We start from the raw sequence: 18,269 nt of genomic DNA, 5'->3' as shown, positions 1-18,269 counted from the left end.
CATCAGATTCAACTGCACAATTTATGGAAGACTTATGCACCCAATGAAGCAAGAAACACTAAGCTACTTTGATGATTTGAACTACAGCGTGATGGCTCAAACGGAAGCGGTTTATGAACTCAAACAAAACCGTACGGGTTTAACCGTTGAGCTTAACTTTTCAGTGCTTGGTAAAGGCGAATTACCCGCAGAAAGCGAACAAAGAACCGATAAGAAGCTGTATTTCATTGATATTGAAGACATCGAACGCATTGGGTTTGAAGCACTCGAACCCTTCGTGGCTGGGCTTGGTGAGCATTGTTCTATGGTGGTGTTTGAAGAAGAGTTCTTTGAACAAAGCATGAAAGAGATTTGGATGTTCCTATCGAACGATCCGCGTGACCGTGACGTCTTCAACGACAGTAAGTTTTATCGGGCTTAATACCCACATAATAACGGTTGAAATGCCATAAAGATAAAAAGGTGCTAGAAGACCTAGCACCTAGGTAAACATGTCATCGGGGGAGTTTACCAAATATAATCAGTTGTTAGGGTCAACAGACCCTAGAGCTTTCCTTCACTTCCGCACATATGGATCTTATCCATCACCACCTGTTTCATCGCCGCTTTACCAGGCGTGATGTATTTACGAGGGTCGTTTGCGTCAGGGTGATGCGCAAAATGTTGTTTGACCGCATTTGAGAACGCGATCTTCAGCTCAGTCGCCACGTTCACCTTGCACACGCCAAGGTCAATACAACGACGAACCATTTCATCAGGAACACCTGATGCGCCATGCAGTACTAACGGAATATCGACAACACCACGGATTTTATCTAAGCGGTTAAAGTCGAGTTTAGGCTCCGCTTTATACAAGCCATGAGCTGTGCCAATTGCCACAGCTAACGAATCAATACCAGTACGGCGAACAAACTCCGCGGCAGAAGCTGGGTCGGTCATTAGTGCATCGGCACTGTCGACAATCAGATCGTCTTCTTGACCGCCTAAACGACCTAACTCAGCTTCGACACTTGCGTCAAATCGGTTACAGTATTGAACCACCGAGCGCACAATCTCTATGTTCTGATCAAACGCATAATGCGAACCATCAATCATTACAGAACGAATACCGTGATCGACCTTAGTACAAATGTCTTGTAGGTCTTCATGGTGATCAAGATGAAGAACTAACGGGATCGAATGCTTATGTGCAGCTTCTTTACAAATACTGATCAGGTAATCGGTACCCGCATAATCAAAAGTTCCCGGCGTGCCTGCGAGAATCACTGGAGAGCCCATCTCTGAAGCGGTTTCAACAATGACTTGGACCGTCTCTAAGTTATGAATATTAAATGCAGGCACCGCATAACCAGCTTGTTGGGCACGTTTTAGCATTTCACGGGAAGAAATTAGATACATAAAGCCTCCTGACTTGGTACGGATGCATCAAACACAAGACGCCCATTGACCCAAGTTTTTACAATTGAGAAATCTGATTTAACAGCGACCATAGATGCGCGATTTCCGGCTTCTAGGGTGCCTAATTGGTGTTGCAAACCTAACGATTGAGCCGGAGTTAACGATGCCATCAACCAAGCTTGCTCTAGTGGGATGTTTAGCCATTTATGAATATTTTTAACTGCTTGCGGCAAGGTCAAAGTGCTGCCTGCCAAACTTCCACTTTCTGTAGTAACGACGCCGCCTTTCATTTGCACTTCGTATTCACCAAGCGTGTAGCGACCATCAGGCATGCCTGTCGCACTCATAGCATCGGTAATCAGCGCCATGCGTTGACCACAACAGCGATGCGCGACATCTATAGCAGCAGAGTGAACGTGATGCCCATCGGCAATCATTTCGACATAGCTGTTGGGATGGATAAGCCCTGCCCCAACGACTCCTGGATCTCGGTGATGTAGACCCCGCATGCCGTTGTAGCAGTGGACAATGCCATTTGCGCCAGCATCCAACGCCTGTTTCACTTGGTCGTAACTCGCATCGGTATGCCCAAGCATCACGTTAATACCCTGTTTATTCAGGTAACGAATCGCATCGATTGCCCCGTCTTTTTCTGGAGCCAGTGCGACGGTGACGAGCTGGTCATCACAATAAGAAATCCACTGCTCCAACTCTTCGACCGATAAATCTCTAAACCATGTCGTCGGGTGCGCGCCGCGATTCTTCTCGGTGAAATAAGGTCCCTCTAGATACGCACCTAAGATCTCAGCACCATCAACGCCATGTCGTTTACTCACAGCAACTTGCTTTAACGCGGCACGAATTTTTGCCACAGGAGCGGTTACGGTTGTGGCAACAAATGCGGTAACGCCCAAGCTCGCGAAATAGCGAGACATCGTATTGAGGCTGTCATGCTCGGCATCCATAACGTCACAGCCTTTGGCTCCATGCACATGACTGTCAATCAGGCCGGGTAGTATGCTCACCTCACCTAAGTCAATAAAATCAATGTGTTCATGAGAGTTGAATGGCTCAACAGAATCAATCACCCCATTTTCGTCGATGCGAATTAGCCCATCATCAAGCCATCTATCACCTTGCAATACACGCTGAGCTCGGTAGCAAGAATGCCTTGCACGATCTTGTTCAGATGCCATCTTCTTCTACCGTTCCCACATGTTTAGCTTTCTCAGCCATTTCAGCACTCAACGAGGTAATGCCACGATGCCCACAAGCCAGCGCTTGATCGCGAAACTCAGCGAGATCGAGTTCATCGCGTTCCAAAAGCATCTCAGCCGCCATCTGCATGTTTGTTCCCGTTACAACCTGGACATCGTCACGCTCTTGACTGATCAGTGATGCAGTACGAAAAGGTGTACCTCCCAACAAATCAGTGAGGAAAACAATACCTTCGCCAGAATCAACTTCATTAATCGCCTCGCGCATTGACACTTCCAGTTGCGGAGTCGTTGCCTCTTCTGGAAAGTCGATAAACTTAAATTGAGGTTGCTCCCCAATAACCTGAAACACCGCTTTGGCAAGACCGGAAGCAAACCCTCCGTGACCAGATAGAATTACAGCAATCATTTACGTTTCCTTAATGGGGCAGAGCACTCCACCCCAATGTTTTGTGTGTCCAATGTGATTTATAAGAAACCCATAAAACGCCCAACAACACCTAACACCACGGTGATACCGATAAGTTTTAGCGGGCTCCAACCACGCTTGACGAGCGCGTACATAGCTAGGGTGTAGACCAATGGAAGAAACGCTGGCATGAGTTTATCGATCACATCGCCTTGCAGTTTCACCACAGCATCACCGGCGGTAATTTCTGCGGTCGTCGATAGACGAACATAAGTCGCCACCAAAGCACCGATCACCGTCATACCTACCATCGAAGCCGCATGTCCGACTTTCTTCGTGTTGGCTTTGATAACAGGGATAGCAGCAACCCCCATGCGATACGCATAATGTGCGAGACCAAATCGCAGACCAAAATGCACCACGTTAAACAGCACAATAAAGAACACCGCACCCATGATGGAGCCTTGCAGCGCAAGGTCTGCACCGATACCGCCACAAATAGGAAGAAGAGTCAGCCAGAACATCGCATCACCGATGCCACCCATTGGTGCACCAACCGCGATCTTAGTGCTCTGAATACTGCTGACGTTTTGCTTGGAGCGTTCCATCGCCAGAACGATCCCCATGACAAATGTCACCAAGAACGGGTGAGTATTGAAGAACCCCATATGACCTTGCATTGCTTTAGATAGGTCAGCTTTATTGGTGTGAATCTTCTTCAGCGCAGGCAGTAGTCCGTACAACCAACCAGAAGCCTGCATACGTTCGTAGTTGAAAGACGCTTGGAGTAGGAGCGAGCGCCACGCCATACGATTGATGTCTGCTTTGGTTAGATCTGCACCAATCTCTTTATTTTCATACTCATCTTCAGCCACGCCAGGAGCTGGCTGCACATCAACATTTTGGCTACGAAGGTCGAGTTCGTTACTTACATTAGATTCCATCTTCAAAGTCCTCAGCAGGTGCAGTTACAGGAGTGGGTTCCGTTTTACGCATGAAGTCGATAATGGCCATGGCCGTCGCAGCCGCGGCAATCGCTAAGATTGGCAGTTGAAGCCAAGCAGCAGCGACGAAACCAAGGATGAAGTAAGGGATGTAGGCGTTCTTCATCATGATTTTCATCAAGACAGCAAAGCCAATTGCAGGCATGATGCCACCAGCGACGCCTAAGCCATCAATGAGATCTTTCGGTAGTACTTCAACGATTTTCCCTGCATGTTCAGCCCCAAGATAAACGGGTAAGAATGCACACAGAAAGTAGAAAGAACCGAGTACAGCAAGTGCCATATAGTTCACGCGTTCAATACCATTGGTATCCGCATTTTGTGCGTACTCGTCACACTTAGACATGACCGCTGACATTGCAGAGAAGAGCAGCGTAATGCCCATCTGTACGGCAACGGCGAAAGGCACAGCGACACCAACCGCAACATTTGGCTCGACTTTGGTTGTAATCGCGAAAGCCGTACCCACGATGGTGCCGATGATAACGTTTGGTGGTTGAGCCCCCGCAAGAGGGGCAAGTCCCATCCAAATCAATTCAAGCGTACCGCCAACCAAGATACCGGTTTGCAAGTCGCCTAAAATCAGACCAACAAGTGGACCAAGCACCACCGGACGGTGGAAGTGAGTAAGACCATTAAATAAATCTAGGCCAGCAAAAAAGGCTAAGATGCCGAGCATCAAGGCCTGTAAGAGTCCTATTTCCATGATTTCTTTCCTATTGTTAGATAAGAGTAAAGAGGTCAGTCGCACTTTCAGTTGGCACCCCTTGGATCGTGCATTTCACCCCTAGTGCTTTTAATTTTTCAAACTCCGCAACGTCTTCAGTTCCGACTGAAACCGTCTTGGCAATTTGCTTTTTTCCCTCAACGTAGTGCATGTTTCCGACGTTGATATTGCTAATTGGCACACCGCCTTCCACCAATTGGCGGAAATCTTTTGGTGTGCGACAAACCATTAGAATTCGTTGGCGTTCAGCCGCTTTATGGATGGTGTCGATGGTCTTTTTCACCGTCCAAAATCGGATTGCGATGCCATCTGCTAGCACCATCTCCATTAAGTTCTGTTGAATGGTGTCTTCTGCTACCTCATCGTTCACAACGACAATAATGTTGGCATCCGCAAAACCTACCCATTGCACACCCACTTGGCCATGGACGAGGCGCTCATCAATACGACTTAACACGATATTTGGCATGGTCTATTCCTTTTCGAATCCGTTACTTGTTGAATGGGTAGATGGTGACACCTTGCACCACACGATTGACTTCACCGGTTGGGCACGGATTGTCCGGTCCAAATCCCAGTTGAAGTGATTTTTCAAATGCCAACATTTGGCAGAAGAGAATGAATGGGAAGCACAGCCACTGATCGCCCAAATCCAATCTCCCAAATTCAAAAACATCGTCTTCGTTGAGAGACAGTTCTGTGAGAGCAATATGAGCTAATGCTTGTTTGTCGCGGCGGATCTCATTGAATAAATCCAAATCGTACCCACGGGTATAAGCGTCACTTGATAACAACTGGATCACGACCGCTTTATCGTTAATGGTGAATTTAGGACCATGGCGGAAGCCAAGAGATGAGTCGAAAGCCGTCATCACTTTACCTGCACTTAGCTCAAGCGATTTGAGTGATGCTTCACGGGCAAGCCCAGCAAAACCACCGCTACCGATTACGATTAAACGCTCATAAGGCTGGCTGGCGAGCGCCTTAATAGCAGACTCCCATTGCTCTAACTTGGCTTCGCAAAGTGCTGCTACCACTTCAATTTGTTCATGCCATTGTTTTGGAGATTGACCACCAAATAACGTCAGCGTAGACATCAACATACAACTGAAGCTCGATGTCATCGCAAAGCTCTTATCATTTGAGCCTTCAGGCATGATCACGCAGCAAGCATTTTGTGCAGTTCGAGCGTAATGAGAGAGTTCCCCGTCACGGTTACACGTCAAGAACAAGTGATGACAATGAGGAACAAGCTGATCGACAAGAGCAACAGCAGCAACACTTTCCGGGCTATTACCAGAGCGGGCGTAAGAAACGACCAACGTCGGACGACTTGGGTCCAGATACTGTTCCGGGTTTGACACTAAATCCGTGGTTGGGATGGACTCAACTTGAAATCTCAGCCCCTCTTGAATAAATGGTGCTGCCGCATCGCCGACAAATGCAGATGTGCCCGCACCAGTCAAAATAATGCGTAGGTCTGGCTGCTCAAGCAGAGGCGTTAGAAAATCGCGGATTGCCTCATACTGCTCTTCTAAAATGGTAGAAAGTGCTCGCCATAACTGAGGTTGATGACTGATTTCTTGAGCCGTATGAACACCATTACGTTGTTCTAACCATGGCAACTCATAGCCTAAAACTGAACTCATTTGGTCGTCTCCTTGCTAGCCACTGAATTGGCGTAACAGGCTTCGGAATAGACTTGTGTCACTTCCATTATCTTGTGCACGACAATCTCAGCAGGTTGATTTTGAATTTGATGTTGAGAAATTGCCTTAGCTTGGTTGGGTAAATATTGGCTAAGGATTGTGATTGGCAGAGGGTGAGCAGCTAAGTTGTCAAACAGAGCTTGCTGCGCCGCTTTAACCTCTGGATGATTCCAGTAGTAACGGATGCGATCACTCAAGCTGTAGCTGCAATCGAGATATTGTTGATGCCCTTTGCTGGAGTAGTGAGAACGCCAATAATTAGGTTGCTCTCTCATCACTTGTTCTATGGTTTCGCGTAAGTGAGAAGCATGATGAGCGCCTAACCACTCTTTCTCCGCAGAATCCAGACCATACAAGGCTTCACGCAAAGCAAATGTGAGAGCTGGACCGACTTTGAGAATCGCAAAATGATCGCGAATCAGTTGGTGATATGCCTCTGGGTTTTGGTAATCCGTAGAATGCGCTTCGAAGACCAGATTTGGTTGGCTGTCGATCATATTGCTTAACGATCGCGCTGCCGCACTGTGGTAGTGATGTACTGAGTGGTGATCAAATTCCACTCCTGGTTGCACCACTAAACCAATCACACGAGGCCAAACATAGCTAAGCCCCATATCACTGACCGTTTGATGATGAGCATTTAGCGTTGCCAATGCTTCTTCCGCTTTCGTCACTTGAATACCTTCTTCTTCAAGCGACTCAAGAGCACCTCCTGGCGTTGGAACTTCCGTGCCAACCACATACACTGGCGCTTCACCACCGACTGTTTTCCATGCTTGCTCTGCCACCAAACATAACTGGGCAGCGCGCTGCGCCATTAGCTCTTCACTCAGCGGAACCTCGTCATCGGCACAAGGCATTGAACAATCGAGATGAATCTTCTTAAAGCCCGCGCAAACATAGTCTCGAATCATTTGCATTGAATATTCCATTGCTTGGCTTGCTGGCAAGTGCTGCCAACAGTTAGGACCGAGATGATCGCCACCCAATACCACGTTCTCAGCAGGAAAATTAACCCGCTCTGCCAAATCAAATACGTGGCTCGCGAAATCTTGTGGCGTCATTCCGGTGTAGCCACCAAACTGATTAACTTGATTTGACGTTGCCTCAATCAAAACCAATTGCTCATTTTGCGCAGCCTGCTTTATCGCAGCTTCAAGTACTAAGGGGTGAGCAGAACACACAGCATAAATACCGGTAAGCTGACCTTGTTTGTGTTGCTCGATTAGGGAAAGTAACGCTTTCATTTTGATTCCTAGTTAACGATTTGATCCGCAATGACGACATCTACGCCAAGTTCAATAAGGGATTGGTGCGTGTTATGGGGAATGTTGCGATCAGTGACCAAGACGTCGATCTGGCTTGCAGCTCGGATCATGCAAAAGCTTTTGCGACCAAATTTGCTTGAATCGGTGACAGCAATGACTTGGCGAGCAACCTCACACATGGCGCGATTCACCTGAGCTTCTTGATTGTCTGGCGTAGTCACGCCAGCAAGCAGGTCGAATCCATCCACGCCCAAAAACAGCTTGTCAAAAAGGTAAGATCGAATTTGCTGTTCACCATGGTTACCTATCAGTGAACAAGAAGCGCGACGCAGGCTACCTCCAACCACATGTAACTCAACGTTTTCCATCTTGCTAAGTTGGTAGGCGGTATTGAGGGCATTGGTCATCACAACCAATTGCTGTTTATTGACCAAGTACTGTGGCATAAGACCTATCGTGGTTCCGGAATCCAAAATGATCGCTTCACCATCTTGAATAAGGCTCGCTGCAGCCTGTGCTATCGCTTGTTTCGCACTGCGATTAAGTTGATCTTTGCGGTAGAGCGGTTGGTCAAAGGCAAAGTTAGGGTTGAGTGTTGCGCCACCATAACAGCGAAAAACACAGCCTTCTTTTTCTAGAAGATTCAGGTCGTGGCGAATGGTGACAGCCGATACATTGTAATGCTCGACAAAGTCGTCCACTTTTCCTGAACCATGACGACAAATATGAGCCATGATTTGCTGTCTTCGTTCTGCACTGTTCATTCACCAACTCTCCTTTCGTTCCATTTCGCTTTCCGTTAGAAATGTTTCGATTTTCTTTTCGTTGGTATTAAAACAGGGCGAAGTTAGGAAAAGTGAAAGCTAGATCACAGTCATTTTTCTTTCGTTTTTACCCCAAAAAACCTTTCACTTCATGAAAAACGAAAGGCTTTCCTTTCGTTATTAAATTGAAAGTAATCACAAAGGGGCGCATAAAAACTCACTTTCGATACAAAGAAAGTGAAAGGTAGGATGAAATAGAGTTAACAGCTGTCGTTTCGAACTACAGCCTGCGCAAGATCACAAAATGCAATATCGGTTATTTTTTTGAAGGTCGATGAAGTCGCTAGAAGGCGTTTTTTTTGATGCTGAAGTTGCACAAAGGTTTAAGTCGATCAGAAATAGTCTTCACGATATTGATAGAAAAACCAATATCACTAATCACTAATCACTAATCACTAATCACTAATCACTAATCAACAATACGTACATCAACGCCCATTGAAGTGAGATGTTCAAAGTAATCGGACGGGATACCACTGTCAGTAATGAGCATATCAAGTTGCTCTGGTCGGGCAATAAGGCAAAAACTCTGACGAGAAAACTTTGATGAGTCGGTTACGGCAATAACGACTTGTGCCGCGTCAAGCATTCTTCGATTAATGTCAGCCTCACCCTGATGAGGAGTCGTGACGCCAGTGGATTTGTCAAAGCCATCCACACCTAAAAAGAGCTTGTTAAAGCGATAGCCTGCGAGGAAGTCCTCACCACTCAAACCGTGGACGGAATAAGAATTCTCACGCATGGTGCCTCCAGTGACCATAACAGAGACATTACTTTGATTGGCAAGATGATAGGCGATGTTAATGCCATTAGTCATAACGACAAGATCATTCTTACCTTTCAAGTGATAAGCAATTTGCTCTGTGGTTGAACCAGAGTCGAGAATGATTTTATCGCCGTCCGCAATCAACGAGGCAGCATACTCTCCGAGCTTCGCCTTGATATTACTGTTGAGCTGCTTTTTATCATTGAGAGGACGTTCAAACGCAAATTGATTATTCAACAGTGCTCCGCCATAACAACGTTTGACGCAGCCTTGTTTCTCTAGATAGTTGAGGTCATTTCGAATGGTCACTTCTGACACATCATATTGCTTGGCAAAGTCACTCACTTCACCTCGCTGGGCGTTCTGGATGAACCGCAAAATCTCTTTGCGCCTTAATGATGCGTTTAATTTCATAAAAGTTGATCACCGATAATAAGCTATAGATGTAATGATAGGTACTCATATCTGTTTATAATGCAACCTTTCTTTAATGCTATCAAATTGAAATCGAGAGCGTATTCACGCCAAAAAAGACGATAGCATGGCTGTGAGTGTTATGTGCTTCAAACTCACATCAACATTTCTTGAACACTCGCCTTGCACTGACTACAATGGCGCACTTTTTTTAATGACTTCAAGGTCACAAACATGACAGATACAGCTAAACCAGCTCTACCAGATCGCCTAGCGGGTAACCCACGTAGCCCATTCTTCATCAAAGAATGCTTCGAGCACCAAATCGGTATTCGTATCAACGGCCAAGAGCGTACTGACGTAGAAGAATACTGCATCAGCGAAGGTTGGGTAAAAATTGCATCTCCTAAAGCAAAAGACCGTTTCGGTAACCCAATGCTAATCAAGCTTAAAGGCGAAGTTGAAGCGTACTACGTGTAAGCTGACCACGCTGAATGTATTTGAAAGCTCGAGTCTAACTCGGGCTTTTTTAATGCCTGCCATATCCCCTCCTCGTTTAATCTAATCCCTCTTCTTTTCAGTACAAGTTATTAAGAAATCGATGTAAATCGCTGTTTTTATCTTATTGTTGTCTAAAGTTTCTATAGAACTTACTGTAATAACCATTGCCAAAAGAAACGACACCTTTGAACACAAGGAGAGGAAATGGAAAGCCCACTTGTCACACTCAAACACGCCAGCAAAAGCTTTGTTGATGGCAAAGAGACACATCGCGTGCTGGAAGGGGTCGACTTCACGTTGAACACAGGAGCGAGTGTTGCGCTGACGGGCGCCAGTGGTAGCGGTAAAAGTACCCTACTCAATGTCATTGCTGGCTTTGAGCCACTTTCCGATGGTGAGTTGTGGCTAGACGGCGATAACACGGCGGCTTGGAAAGACCCACAATGGAGCCGATTTCGCCACCAAAAACTCGGTGTTATCTTCCAGCAATTCAACCTATTAACACCGCTCAACGTGCAGCAGAACATCGCCTTCCCTCTGCATTTGAATCAACACAAATGGAACGACTGGTGCGATTACTTGGTCGAGACTCTAGGGATCAGCCAACTTCTCGACAGACATGTTTCTGCCCTTTCTGGCGGTCAACAACAACGAGTCGCTATCGCACGCGCATTGGCTCACAAGCCCAAATTACTGCTCGCCGATGAACCCACAGGTAACCTCGACCAAAAAGCGGGGTTAGAAGTGATGAAGCTACTCAGTGAAATCACCACCCAAGGCAATACGGCAGTGCTGTTAGTCACCCACAGTCCTGACTGCGCTGAGTTTATGAAAATACGGCTGCGATTGGATAATAGTCAGCTACAGAACAATCATCAAGTAAACAAACATGAGCTTCGCCATGAAGCAAGCTAAGCAACCAAACACCAGATTCACGCATACTCGACTCGCCCTGAATCTGTTTGTAGCGCACTATCGGCAGGCGCCACTGCAGGCCGCCGCAATTCTGATCGGTATCGTGTTGGCTGTAACCTTGTTTGTTGCGGTGCAAGCCATCAACCTCAATGCCAAGCGCAGTTATGCAGAGTCTACCGAGCAGCTTAGCGCACAAGCTCAGAACTTAATTATTCCACCAGCAGGGCAAAACTATCTGCCTGAATCGCTCTATTTCACCCTTAGACAAAACGGGCTCAGTGCAGCGCTGCCTGTAATCGAAGGGCGAGTGAGAGACGAACAAGGGCGTCGCTGGTCAGTGCAAGGTAGCGAGTTGATTGCCGCTATCTCTTCGCGTTCTCGGTATTCTACAAACGGAAAGTCATCAGAAAACCAACAAAACGTGTCTTTGTTCGACAGTGCTTTACCTTTACCTGAGCTTTTAGCTGGCAAGCCAATCGTGATGATGAGCCAATCTCAACATCAAAACCTAGGAGAGGTAGAAACGCTAACTCTGGACGACATTCCAACCCAAGTGGTGGTGCTACCTGACGAATGGCAGTTAGGTAGCCGAATGTTGATGGACATTGGTTTTGCCCAGCAACTGCTCAATAAACAAGGTCAGCTCAGTTACATTGCGGTTTTCCACTCGGGTGATAAAGGGAATAAAGACACGCAAGCAAAATGGCAGAAGCTGATTGGCGATCAAGGGCAATGGATTTCCAATAATCAAAGTACAGACCTTGGCTCGCTGACCGACAGCTTTCACCTCAATCTCACCGCAATGAGCTTACTCGCCTTTTTAGTCGGACTGTTCATTGCCTACAACGGCGTCAAGTACAGCTTGCTTAAACGCAATCGGCTGTTAGTGCAAATTCAACAGGCGGGTGTCGCGCCTAGCATTGTGTTCTCTGCGCTGTTAGTTGAACTCACTCTTCTCGTTACCACCGGCGCCTCCCTCGGTTTTGTATTGGGCATGCAGCTTAGCCACTGGTTACATCCGACCGTGGCACTGACTCTAGAACAACTTTATGGCGCGACACTGCTGCCCGGCACTTGGCAGTGGCAATGGTGGGCACAAGCATTGCTGCTCACGTTAGCCGCAACCCTATTGGCATGTTGGCAGCACTTTAAACAGCGAGTGCGCCAACCGCTCTCCTCTCATGGTGGATTTTATCAAGCACCTGAAGCCTCTAACGAAAACCAATTGTTCGTGATAGGTGCTGCGTTGACGACTCTCGCACTCGCAGGGTTATGGCTGAGTGAGCATCACCGCTTCACCATGGCGTGGCTTGGCGTGCTTGTAGTGTCGATTCCTTTGTACCTACCCAAAACACTCAGCGTACTAGCCAATTGGTGTGGGAAGCGCACCACTTCCGGTTTGATGCAGTATCTGTTTGCTGAGTTGCGCGAGCTGATTTCTCCGCTTTCTCTCGCCATGATGGCACTGCTACTCGCCGTTACTGCCAATATGGGGATGAACACCCTAGTTGGTAGCTTTGAATCCACCCTTAAACAGTGGTTAGAACAAAGGTTGCACGCCGATATTTACGTCAGCCCTGCCCAAGGGGAAATCGCAGATGTAGAGCGCGCATTAGGACAGTTCGACAAGGTTGAGACCGTCTACAAGCAATACTATGTCGACGATAACCTGCAAGGCTTACCGATTTTGCTTGGTACCAAAGACAAATACACCTTAGAGCAAACCATGGTGTTCAAATCGCATTTGGAGAACTTCTGGCAGCGTTTTTACCAAGGTGAGTCAGTCGCGATCAGTGAACCAACCGCGGTCAAATTGGGTTTATCACTGGGTAGCGAGCTCACGCTTGATGCTGTTCCAAATAAGAACCTGCTTGTGGGTGCGATATTCCATGATTACGGCTCACCCAACGGTGAAGTGTTATTGGCACCAAAGTTATGGAAAGAGAGCGGGTTTACCGACCTACCGACAAGCCTTGGCATTAAAGTATCAGGAGACCCACAAATCGTCTACGAGCAACTGCGCGAGCAATTGAATCTGCATCCAAGTCAGCTCTACGATCAGGCGCAAATCAAATCCATCGCGTTGGATATTTTCTCGCAGACCTTCGCCATTACGCGCGCGCTCAACGGCGTGACGTTGATGGTCGCAGTGATTGGTTTGTTCAGTGCTTGTTTTATGTTACTCGACGCGCGCAAAGCCGCCATTGCAAGGCTGTATGCACTTGGCGTTAGTCGTCGTAAATTAATGACCATGGTGGTCGGACAGATCGTCGTTTTGGTCAGTTTTACTCTGGTTATCGCCCTGCCCCTCGGTGCGATGGTGGGTTACGTGCTGACAGACATCGTCACCTTGCGCGCTTTTGGTTGGAGCTTAAATTATCTGTGGAATTGGAGTGATGCCCTCAGTATTGCGGCGATCACCATCTTGGTGGCGGTGATTGCAACCTTGATTCCGCTGTGGCGATTGGTCAGCAAGCCTGTCGTATCCAGTTTGCAAAGCGAGGTGTTGTGATGGTTCGGTTAGCAAGCACACTTACTCTATTCATGAGCAGTCTGTTCCTGTTCGGTTGTGAAGATCCCCAACAACAAAATATGGGCACTTTACTGGGCAGTGGAGATACGCAAAGCGAGAGCAACCTATTCACACCCGTAGAAAAAGGGGTTGAACTCACCTTTCCTACCGATCATCAAGCACACCCGGATTTTCGTCATGAATGGTGGTACTTAACCGCTAACTTAATTGATGAATATGGCAACCCACTTGGCGTCCAGTGGACACAATTTCGCTTTGCTGCTGCGCCGCCAACGGGCGAAGATGACGTGAAGAAAACCGAGTGGCAAACGCAACAAATCTACACAGCGCACAGCGCAGTCACGACCGCGGACAAACACTACGCCGATGAAAAATGGTCGCGCGATCAAGCCTCTCTAGCCGGCGTCGACACTTCACCATTTCGAGTTTATCTCGATGATTGGCAGTGGGTCTCTTCAACCAACGACCTCTTCCCTGCCACTTTGAAGGCGAACTCCGAACAGTTTGGCTATTCGCTGATGCTTACCAGCAGCGCACCTTATCAAAAGCAAGGCGAGCAAGGGTACAGCACCAAAAGTGCCGATGGTCAGGTGGCTTCGTATTATTACAGCCAACCGTTTATTGAAGTCTCCGGTGAAGTCACGATCGACGGCGAAACCCATCAAGTATCCGGCAAAGGTTGGATAGACCGAGAGTGGAGCTCGCAATTCTTACTCGACTCACAACAAGGCTGGGACTGGTTTGCCCTAAGATTGAGTGACAAGACAAGCTTGGTGGTGTTCCAATTGCGGGATTCCAAAACCGGAGCAGCCAGTTACTCCAGTGCAAGGCTGATGCAGCAAGACGGCTCTGGCATCGCTATCTCACAAAAAGACATTCAGTTAGAGGCGACTAAGCAAACTGAAATCCAAGGGCGAAAGTATCCAACCGAGTGGCAAGTGTCGATTCCTAATCAGCAAATCGAGCTAACCGTTTCTGCCCTCAATCCGAACTCGAAAATGCCACTTTCGGTGCCTTATTGGGAAGGTCCAGTGCGTATTGATGGCTCTCATTCCGGGACTGGTTATATGGAACTCACTGGCTACTGAGCACAAAAATTTCCGTGCACAATCTTGGTTATTCGATTCATAATGATGAAATCCTCATCCCCAAGAGCTGTTGAATGCCCTCATGAGCAATATGATTTCGCCAATCCGACAAGTGCGACTCATTTTAGGTGAGCCGTGTCGAGCGCTTGAATTTTCGGACATCCAAGAAGACCCATACATCGAACCGCATCGTCACGAGTACTGGGAAATTGTCTGGTGCTTAGATAATAGCGGAACGCAGAGCATCGATTTCGTCGAATACCAAAACCGCCTTGGTCGCTTATTTACCATATCACCAGGGCAGGTTCACCATTCCGAGTTCATGGGCAAAAACATTCGTATGTTGATATTCCGTCCCGGCTTTGCTGAAACCAATCCACGCAGCACGCAGTTGGTGAATAGCGTATTTTCTACGATTGATCGACCGCCGTACCTCGATTGCAGCGAAGAGGGTTTTCCCTACCTAGAATCGATTTACACCCTAATCAAGGAAGAGTGTGAAAGAGAGGATTGTGACTGGGACCTTGTCGAATCACTCATCAACAGCTTTCTACGCTATGCATTACGCTTTGCTAAAACACCGTCTCAAAAAGGTGAACAGAAAGACGCTCGCATCGTGCAGTTGACCGAATTAATCGAACTGCATTATCGCGAACAAAAGAAATGCCAGTTCTACTCCGATGCCTTAGCTCTCACCAGCAAACGTCTAAACGAGTTAGTGAAAGCCGCCAGAGGCAAGACGGTCACGCAACTGATTCATGATCGAATCATATTAGAAGCCAATCGAGAACTGGTGTTTTCGACGAAAACCGTCAAGACCATAGCGTTTGAATTGGGCTTTGATGACCCTGCGTATTTCAGCCGCTTTTATCGGAAGCAAAAGGGAGAAACACCAGCGGAGTTTCGTCTCCGATGTTTAGATAGTGCAATATAATGGGCGGATAATCCCTTTTCGCTACGCTTGAATGTACTGATAATACCCGAACATAAATCCACCACATTCGGGTATTTTTCTAATCCATGGCTATCAATCTAAAAACTGATCCCATTTCAAAATCCTTTTATCAGTATCTATGGCCAGCGCTAACTGGAATGGTGATTAAATCACTGTTCATCATGGGTGATGCGTTATTTATCGGTTTAGGCGTCGGGCCCGATGGGCTTGGTGCTATTGCCTTGGTGATTCCACCTTTTTCTATTTTTACTGCCATCGCCATGATGGTTGGCATTGGTGGTGCTGCCAAAATGTCGATAGAAATAGGCAAAGGCAACACGGAATCCAGCCAGATGTGGTTCAGTCAATCCATGTTGATTACCACTCTGTTATCCACTATCACGGTGACGCTCGCTCTCATTTGGTTGGATGAATTGATTGCCTTGATGGGCGCTTCAGGCAACTTGGCTCAGCTTGCTCATGATTACCTGATCGTGCTGCTGCCCTTCTTTGTTCTTTACTCGCTGGCTTGGGTGTTGTCTTGCTTTGTGCGTAACGACACCAACCCCAAATTGGCAACCTATGCCATGTCGATTGGTGCCATTACCAACCTCGCTTTTGATTACCTATTTATCATTGAGATGAACATGGGGATGAAAGGCGCAGCTTATGGTACGGCCATTGCTCAAGCGTTCATCGCACTGATTTTGTTGGCTCATTTCGTGCGTAAGAAAGGCTCACTAGAATTCAGCCTGAAAGGCATCGGCTTAAGCAAGACTAAAGAAATCTTAAGCATCGGTACTCCGACTTTCTTTATCGAAGTCACATCCGCGATGACCATCGTGTTGTTCAACTACGTATTGCTCAGCCAATTCGGTGAAAGCCACATCATTGCCTATGGCTTAACCACCAATGTCGGTGTATTCGCTCTGTTTGTGATGGTCGGTATAGCGCAAGCTTGTCAGCCAATCATCAGCTTTAACCACGGCGCAGGGCGACCAGAACGCATTGACGAGATTCTAAAATTGGGGATGAAAGCAGCCATGGGTAGTGGCACAGTCTTTCTTTTAGGTATCTGGCTGTCAGCGCCACTGATTGCCTCGATTTACTTGGGTAACGCAAATGACTTGATCCCTATCGCCGCAAGCGCACTGACGTTCTACTTCTTCGGCGTCCCTTTGATGGGGTTAAACATGGTGATTGCCAACCTGTTCCAAGCCATTGCCAAACCAAAACAAGCGACGCTCATTTCCTTATGCCGAGGGTTTGTGTTTGTCGCGCTAGGTGTATTGCTACTGCCTAAGTTCTTCCCGCAAGACGGCATTTGGGCGAGCATAGTATTTGCAGAAACGCTCACTGCGGTGATCAGTTTGAGCATGTTATTCAACTACCGAAAACGCGCAATGGAACTAACAACTTCCTTGGCAAGCAGTTCCTAGTTCAACCAAGCTCAGCCAAATGATAAACTCGGGTTCTATTTCATTCTGTGATTAAAAGGAAATGCGATGAACCCGATTATTGCGCTGCTAAAAGAGAACAACATCAGCGATGAGCAAATCAACGAGATTTTTCAGACTCTGACGCAAAACCCTCTAGCGGCAATGGCAACAATCAGCCAACTAGGTTTGCCACAAGACAAGCTACAAATGCTGATGGCGCAAGTGATGCAAAACCCTGCGCTAATCAAAGAAGCCGTAGATGAGTTGGGATTGGATTTCTCAAAGGTTGAAGAAGCAAAAGAGAAGCTTCAAAGCCAAAACCAAGGCAACTAAGTCTTAGCCATTTAGCGCTGAATATAGAAAAGGCCGTTAACCCGAGCATGTGGGTTAACGGCCTTTTTTGTTCACTACTTTGTTTTTAGCTACTTTTTTGTCGGCTAATAATCAGCGATTTAAAGACGCGAATTGCTCTGCGGTCATACCGTAGTAAAGTTTATCGTCAAAGCCTTGCTCTCGTTTATAGTAGTCTTTCTGAAGGCCTTCCTGAGTAAAACCATTTTTCTCTAACGTCTTGTAAGAGCCAGCATTAGAAGCGTAGCAATCGGCACTGACTTTATGGGCGTTTAGCTCAGTAAATCCAATCTCGGTCATCATTTGGCAAGCGCGAGTCGCAACGCCTTTGCCCCATGCGCAAGTAGGTAACTGATAACCCACTTCGTAGTTGCCAGTTAAGAACATCACTGCGGTCACTGCACACATTCCCATGTACTGACCTTGTTGGTCGCGAATCACGAACGTTGGACTGTCTGGCCAAACACCGTCTTTGATCGCTTGTGCCGTATTTTCAATAATAGGGCCAAAGAAACCTTCATACAGGCTGTTGTCAGCAGGTGCGAAGAACAGATACTGATTGACCTTATCGTCGTTCAGCATCTCGATAATATCTTGTAGATCAGAGCCTTGAATCAGTTGGATAGTCAACGATTCATTAAATGAAATGGCTTCGCCTTGTTTTAGTTTTTGATATGACATGTGTTACCTCGTTATCTGCGGAAAATAGTAGCCCAGCGGATAAGAGAAAAATTGGATTTTTGCGACAACTTTCGGGCTGATTAGCAATGTA

19 protein-coding genes are annotated in these 18,269 nt (G+C 47.1%); 8 read left to right on the top strand and 11 right to left on the bottom strand.

The genetic code is table 11. The annotated features are described in order from the left end of the window. Window positions 1-34 precede the first annotated feature (34 nt). A complete protein-coding gene (locus C1S73_RS19160; protein ID WP_038868864.1) occupies window positions 35-421 on the top strand; it encodes a hypothetical protein in 387 nt (128 codons plus the stop codon). A gap of 122 nt (window positions 422-543) precedes the next feature. Here the strand turns inward: C1S73_RS19160 and C1S73_RS19155 are convergent, their stop codons facing one another. The 10 genes from C1S73_RS19155 to agaR (C1S73_RS19110) all read right to left on the bottom strand — a co-directional run bounded on the left by C1S73_RS19155 (window position 544) and on the right by agaR (C1S73_RS19110) (window position 9,736). Next, complete coding sequence (locus tag C1S73_RS19155) at window positions 544-1,398, bottom strand: tagatose bisphosphate family class II aldolase (protein WP_005448957.1); 855 nt, start codon at window positions 1,396-1,398, stop codon at window positions 544-546. Beyond that, entirely contained in the window at window positions 1,389-2,594 is a 1,206-nt protein-coding gene (gene nagA / locus C1S73_RS19150; RefSeq protein WP_038868863.1) for an N-acetylglucosamine-6-phosphate deacetylase, read from the bottom strand. Before nagA ends, C1S73_RS19155 begins: the two co-directional genes overlap by 10 nt. Next, on the bottom strand, window positions 2,584-3,024 hold the full coding sequence (gene agaF, locus C1S73_RS19145; RefSeq protein ID WP_005448952.1) for a PTS galactosamine/N-acetylgalactosamine transporter subunit IIA: 441 nt from the start codon (window positions 3,022-3,024) through the stop codon (window positions 2,584-2,586). The genes nagA and agaF overlap by 11 nt, the downstream gene beginning before the upstream one ends. 59 nt (window positions 3,025-3,083) lie before the next feature. Next, complete coding sequence (gene agaE / locus C1S73_RS19140; protein ID WP_005448950.1) at window positions 3,084-3,968, bottom strand: PTS N-acetylgalactosamine transporter subunit IID; 885 nt, start codon at window positions 3,966-3,968, stop codon at window positions 3,084-3,086. After that, the gene (gene agaW, locus C1S73_RS19135; protein WP_005448948.1) at window positions 3,958-4,734 is read right to left on the bottom strand and encodes a PTS N-acetylgalactosamine transporter subunit IIC; all 777 of its coding nucleotides are present in this window, start codon (window positions 4,732-4,734) and stop codon (window positions 3,958-3,960) included. Before agaW ends, agaE begins: the two co-directional genes overlap by 11 nt. A gap of 16 nt (window positions 4,735-4,750) precedes the next feature. Beyond that, entirely contained in the window at window positions 4,751-5,224 is a 474-nt protein-coding gene (agaV, locus tag C1S73_RS19130) for a PTS N-acetylgalactosamine transporter subunit IIB (protein WP_005448946.1), read from the bottom strand. 22 nt (window positions 5,225-5,246) lie between these two features. Beyond that, complete coding sequence (locus C1S73_RS19125; RefSeq protein WP_005448944.1) at window positions 5,247-6,404, bottom strand: SIS domain-containing protein; 1,158 nt, start codon at window positions 6,402-6,404, stop codon at window positions 5,247-5,249. Beyond that, a complete protein-coding gene (locus tag C1S73_RS19120; RefSeq protein ID WP_038868861.1) occupies window positions 6,401-7,711 on the bottom strand; it encodes a D-tagatose-bisphosphate aldolase, class II, non-catalytic subunit in 1,311 nt (436 codons plus the stop codon). Before C1S73_RS19120 ends, C1S73_RS19125 begins: the two co-directional genes overlap by 4 nt. 8 nt (window positions 7,712-7,719) lie before the next feature. Beyond that, complete coding sequence (gene agaR, locus C1S73_RS19115) at window positions 7,720-8,496, bottom strand: transcriptional repressor AgaR (protein ID WP_005448941.1); 777 nt, start codon at window positions 8,494-8,496, stop codon at window positions 7,720-7,722. Between the two features lie 469 nt (window positions 8,497-8,965). After that, window positions 8,966-9,736 carry a transcriptional repressor AgaR gene (gene agaR, locus C1S73_RS19110; protein ID WP_038868859.1) on the bottom strand — a complete coding sequence of 257 codons (771 nt, stop codon included), beginning with the start codon at window positions 9,734-9,736 and terminating at the stop codon, window positions 8,966-8,968. 234 nt (window positions 9,737-9,970) lie between these two features. Here agaR (C1S73_RS19110) and C1S73_RS19105 point away from each other — a divergent pair, with 234 nt between their 5' ends. From C1S73_RS19105 to C1S73_RS19075, 7 genes are all read left to right on the top strand, one after another. Then, window positions 9,971-10,216, top strand: coding sequence for a DUF3297 family protein (locus C1S73_RS19105; protein ID WP_005374689.1), 246 nt, complete (start codon window positions 9,971-9,973; stop codon window positions 10,214-10,216). A 225-nt stretch (window positions 10,217-10,441) separates the two neighbouring features. Beyond that, window positions 10,442-11,152, top strand: a complete 711-nt coding sequence (locus C1S73_RS19100; RefSeq protein ID WP_038868858.1) for an ABC transporter ATP-binding protein — start codon at window positions 10,442-10,444, stop codon at window positions 11,150-11,152. Then, window positions 11,139-13,664 carry an ABC transporter permease gene (locus tag C1S73_RS19095; RefSeq protein ID WP_038868855.1) on the top strand — a complete coding sequence of 842 codons (2,526 nt, stop codon included), beginning with the start codon at window positions 11,139-11,141 and terminating at the stop codon, window positions 13,662-13,664. Before C1S73_RS19100 ends, C1S73_RS19095 begins: the two co-directional genes overlap by 14 nt. Continuing rightward, on the top strand, window positions 13,664-14,773 hold the full coding sequence (locus C1S73_RS19090) for a lipocalin-like domain-containing protein (RefSeq protein WP_038868853.1): 1,110 nt from the start codon (window positions 13,664-13,666) through the stop codon (window positions 14,771-14,773). Before C1S73_RS19095 ends, C1S73_RS19090 begins: the two co-directional genes overlap by 1 nt. An 82-nt stretch (window positions 14,774-14,855) precedes the next feature. Further along, window positions 14,856-15,707 carry a helix-turn-helix domain-containing protein gene (locus C1S73_RS19085; RefSeq protein WP_081634769.1) on the top strand — a complete coding sequence of 284 codons (852 nt, stop codon included), beginning with the start codon at window positions 14,856-14,858 and terminating at the stop codon, window positions 15,705-15,707. Between the two features lie 86 nt (window positions 15,708-15,793). Then, window positions 15,794-17,146, top strand: a complete 1,353-nt coding sequence (locus C1S73_RS19080; protein ID WP_038868852.1) for an MATE family efflux transporter — start codon at window positions 15,794-15,796, stop codon at window positions 17,144-17,146. A 66-nt stretch (window positions 17,147-17,212) separates the two neighbouring features. After that, on the top strand, window positions 17,213-17,479 hold the full coding sequence (locus C1S73_RS19075) for a DUF2999 family protein (protein ID WP_004746427.1): 267 nt from the start codon (window positions 17,213-17,215) through the stop codon (window positions 17,477-17,479). A gap of 111 nt (window positions 17,480-17,590) precedes the next feature. Here C1S73_RS19075 and C1S73_RS19070 read toward each other — a convergent pair whose 3' ends face one another. Then, window positions 17,591-18,178 (bottom strand): GNAT family N-acetyltransferase, encoded by a 588-nt coding sequence (locus tag C1S73_RS19070; RefSeq protein ID WP_038868851.1) that lies wholly within the window; start codon window positions 18,176-18,178, stop codon window positions 17,591-17,593. Window positions 18,179-18,269 lie beyond the last annotated feature (91 nt).

This window comes from Vibrio jasicida 090810c (assembly GCF_002887615.1).
GTDB classification, from domain to species: Bacteria; Pseudomonadota; Gammaproteobacteria; order Enterobacterales; family Vibrionaceae; genus Vibrio; species Vibrio jasicida.
The sequence above is the reverse complement of the archived record's forward strand: the minus strand, read 5'-3'. Positions and strand labels throughout refer to the sequence as shown.